The sequence below is a fragment of the Thomasclavelia sp. genome (assembly GCF_017889095.1).
In the GTDB taxonomy this organism is placed as follows: Bacteria; Bacillota_I; Bacilli_A; order Erysipelotrichales; family Coprobacillaceae; genus Thomasclavelia.
In genome coordinates this window covers 1-3,657 of the sequence record NZ_JAGHEW010000154.1, presented here as the reverse complement: position 1 = coordinate 3,657, position 3,657 = coordinate 1, and the positions used below count along the sequence as shown (strand labels likewise).

Here is a 3,657-nt window from a genome sequence, read left to right as displayed (position 1 = left end):
TGGTTCAATGCAAGTAATGGCTAAAAAACTATATATGCATCGTAATACCATTAATTATCGCATGAATAAGATCAAAGAATTATTAAATTGCGATTTTGAGAATTTTGAAGATAAAATGGAATATATGTTAGCTTTTTATATTAAGAATATAATAAAAAAATAGATCACAGCTGATCTATTTTTTCTATTGCCTGATAAACATGATCGACTAAATAATCAGCGTGCTGTTTAACTGGCAAATCAGATGAATTAAAAGTAAAAGCAATATCGGCATAATCTAACATTGGCAAATCGTTATAAGAATCACCAATGGCATAGATTGTGTCTAACTGTAATTTTTCTTTTAAGATTTTAAGTCCGTTACCTTTAGAACAACCCTTTTTAACGACATCAATTGAATCAACATTTTGAAATGCTTCAACATATTTACCATACTGCCAATTGATTTGACTAACTACTTCTTTAGCATTTGCTTCATTAAAGGCATCAATTGATAAACCATATAGATGCTTAGATTCTAAAACTGAAATATCTGTGATAATCGTTGTGTTAACAGGGAAACGCCCGGTTTTATAACTATATAAACGTTTATTTCCTTGAACAAATACATCAAAGTGATCAACATATTGATCAAAGATAGCTTTGATAATTTGATAATCAACTAATTCTTCATGAATAATTCGCTGCTGTTTATCAAGAATTAAAGCACCGCTTGATGCAATATAAAAATCAAACGGAATAGTTTTGTTTTTTACAATATCACTAAAAGCTCTACCCGTACAGACTCCAAAAAGATGCCCTTTTTTTTGAAATTCAATAACGGCTGATAAATCCTCAGGTTTAATGTTACCGGGAAGTTCATTAAAAAATAAAGTTCCGTCTAAATCACTAGCTAACGCAATCATTTTCCACCTCAATTAAAAAATTTATCTAAATTATAACATAGTGATAAACAAAAAGACAGTTTCCAATATCATTATGTTAAAAAATTATTAGGTTTAGTATTTGTAAAGATTTGGTTAATTTTTTTGTTTCTAAAACTGGAAAAATCTTTTTTTATTATTAGTAAAGCGTATAATAATTTTTATAGGGGGATAGATAGAATGTTGTTTTCTAATCAGGCATTAAAAAAATTAATCATTCCATTAGTAATTGAACAATTACTAGTAATTTTTGTTGGGTTTTCAGATACGATCATGGTATCGAGTGTTGGGGAGGCAGCTGTTTCGGCAGTTTCACTTGTTGATGGGATTAATATTTTATTAATTAATATATTTTCGGCTTTAGGAACTGGCGGGGCTGTTGTGGCAGCGCAGTTTATTGGTCAGGGAGTTAAAGAAAAGGCTCGTTATTCTGCCAAACAGTTGATTTTGATTACGGCAGTTATCTCAACTGTAATCATGGCAATAGTTTTATTCTTTAATGTTTCAATCTTGCATCTCGTTTTTGGTAATGTTGAAGCTGAGGTTATGGCTAATGCCGAAATTTATTTTTTCTTTTCGGCAATATCTTATCCATTTATTGCTTTGTATAATTCTGGTGCCGCTTTATTTAGGGCAATTGGAAATTCAAAAATTTCGATGATCAATAGTGCCATCATGAATTTAATTAATATCGTTTTAAATGCAATCTTTATCTTTATTTTTAACTGGGGTGTTTTTGGAGCTGTTTTTGCTACCTTGATTGCGAGAATCGTTGCATGTGTAGTTATTTTAAAAAGTCTATCACATAAAGATAATGATTTATGTATCGATGATTATCGTCATTGGCACTTTGATTTTACGTATATCAAAAAGATCTTAACAATTGGAATTCCTTCAGGACTAGAAAATGGAATGTTCCAGTTTGGAAAGATCCTAGTTCAAAGTTTGATTGCTACTTTTGGTACTTATTCAATTGCTGCAAATGCGGTATCTAACAGTTTGGTTCAATTACAAATCATTCCTGGAATGGCAATGTCGTTAGCAATGGTCACGGTAATTGGTCAATGCGCTGGAGCCGGTGATTACAATCAAGCTAAATATTATGTCAAAAAATTAATGAAGATCACTTATTTAGCGACAGTTGCCATCATTGTAGTTTTATTAGCATTAACACCAGTTATTTTACCATTTTACGCTTTATCAAAAGAAACTTTAGATCTAGCTTATCAATGTATCTTTTTACATGGTTTTATCGCTGGAACAATTTGGCCATTATCATTTACTTTCCCTAATGCTTTGCGGGCGGCTAATGATGCCAAATTTACAATGGTCGTATCGGCAGCTTCAATGTGGATTTTTAGATTCTGTTTTAGTTATGTAATCGGAAAATATATGGGACTTGGTCTATTAGGTGTATGGATCGCGATGTTTATTGACTGGGGTGTTCGTTGTATTTTCTTTGTTTGGCGTTATTTTAGTGGTAAGTGGATGAATCGACAGTTAGTTTAAAAAATGCTTGCCTTAAAGTAAGCTTTAATAAGTATAATAATCAAGTAGTCAATAAAAAATTGTATCCAATCATCCTTAAAATTAATTTTGACTACAAAATGGTAGAATTTTCTACCATTTTTTATATAATTTAAAATATGGAAATTAAAGGTGAAAAAAATGAAAAAAGGGATAATCATTATTATATTATTAATATTATTACAGCCAATCAAAATTGAAGCAAGAGCTGGTGGCGGTGGTTCTAGCGGTGGTGGCAGTTCTGGTAGTGGGTCACATAGTAATCATAACCACTATGATGATTATGATCAAGGTAATCACAATCCTATCGTCGGCTATCTTAGTACTGGTTTAGCAGCAATGGTCGTTACTGGTTTTACAATTTATCAAAGACGTGAACGCGCTTTAAAATTACATCGAAAGGCAAAACAAGAACTAGCAAAATTGGATGATGAAGATCAGTTTTGGAATGAAGCTAAGATTAAACAAAAAGTGGAGGCTTGTTATTACCAGATCCAAATAGCCTGGTCAAATGAAGATCTTGAAGTTTTAAAAGATTACTTAACCCCGGAACTTTATCAAAGCTGGGAAATTAAACTTAATTGGCAAAGTTTTCAAGGACGAAAAAATCAATTAAGCGATATTAAACTAATCAAACATGATGTTGTAAGTGTTTATGATGACGATGATAATGATAAAGATTATTTTTGGGTTTATATTGAAGGTAAAATGTTGGATCAAATAGTTGATGTTAATAATCAGATCATTGAAAGTAATGATGAGCGTTTTGTGGAATATTGGAAGTTTAGACGAAAAGATGATAGAATTTATTTAGATATGATCTTGCAGCAAGATGAATTTGAAAGGTAGGGAAGAAGATGAAAATTGCTTTTTTTGATATTGATGGAACTTTGATTAATGTAGCTAATGGTCTGCTTGAACCGACAAAAAATACTATTATGGCTTTATCGAAGTTTCAAAAGCAGGGAAATAAAATAGTTATTGCTACTGCCAGAGGTGATGTTCCTAATGGTTTGGATGGAATTAATTTTGATGGTTATATTTGTAGTGATGGTCATTATATTCGTTACAATGATAAAACATTGGTTGATCAGTTATTTGATGAATCTATGATTCAAAAACAAATGAATGTTTATCAAAAATATCATGGTAAAGCGATGTTTTATGGTCATCAAAAAAGCTGGTGTGCTTGTTTAGATGATGAATT

5 protein-coding genes are annotated in these 3,657 nt (G+C 31.1%); 4 read left to right on the top strand and 1 reads right to left on the bottom strand.

The annotated features are described in order from the left end of the window. Positions 1 to 7 precede the first annotated feature (7 nt). Complete coding sequence (locus tag J7M77_RS07095; RefSeq protein ID WP_296877139.1) at positions 8 to 163, top strand: helix-turn-helix domain-containing protein; 156 nt, start codon at positions 8 to 10, stop codon at positions 161 to 163. 1 nt (position 164) lies between these two features. On the opposite strand, the gene J7M77_RS07090 is transcribed toward J7M77_RS07095, so the two are convergent. Then, on the bottom strand, positions 165 to 905 hold the full coding sequence (locus J7M77_RS07090) for an HAD-IIB family hydrolase (protein ID WP_296877138.1): 741 nt from the start codon (positions 903 to 905) through the stop codon (positions 165 to 167). 198 nt (positions 906 to 1,103) lie between these two features. Here J7M77_RS07090 and J7M77_RS07085 point away from each other — a divergent pair, with 198 nt between their 5' ends. The 3 genes from J7M77_RS07085 to J7M77_RS07075 form a co-directional block, all read left to right on the top strand. After that, positions 1,104 to 2,432, top strand: a complete 1,329-nt coding sequence (locus tag J7M77_RS07085; protein ID WP_296877137.1) for an MATE family efflux transporter — start codon at positions 1,104 to 1,106, stop codon at positions 2,430 to 2,432. A 159-nt stretch (positions 2,433 to 2,591) separates the two neighbouring features. Next, positions 2,592 to 3,299, top strand: a complete 708-nt coding sequence (locus tag J7M77_RS07080) for a Tim44-like domain-containing protein (RefSeq protein WP_296877136.1) — start codon at positions 2,592 to 2,594, stop codon at positions 3,297 to 3,299. An 8-nt stretch (positions 3,300 to 3,307) separates the two neighbouring features. Then, a partial coding sequence (locus J7M77_RS07075; protein ID WP_296877135.1) for an HAD hydrolase family protein occupies positions 3,308 to 3,657 on the top strand: 350 nt, incomplete at its 3' end.

What these genes read in the sequence shown, in the direction of transcription:
- J7M77_RS07095 (WP_296877139.1), top strand. Translation starts at nt 8, where the DNA reads ATGCAAGTAATGGCTAAAAAACTATATATGCATCGTAATACCATTAAT.
- J7M77_RS07090 (WP_296877138.1), bottom strand. Translation starts at nt 905, where the DNA reads ATGATTGCGTTAGCTAGTGATTTAGACGGAACTTTATTTTTTAATGAA.
- J7M77_RS07085 (WP_296877137.1), top strand. Translation starts at nt 1,104, where the DNA reads ATGTTGTTTTCTAATCAGGCATTAAAAAAATTAATCATTCCATTAGTA.
- J7M77_RS07080 (WP_296877136.1), top strand. Translation starts at nt 2,592, where the DNA reads ATGAAAAAAGGGATAATCATTATTATATTATTAATATTATTACAGCCA.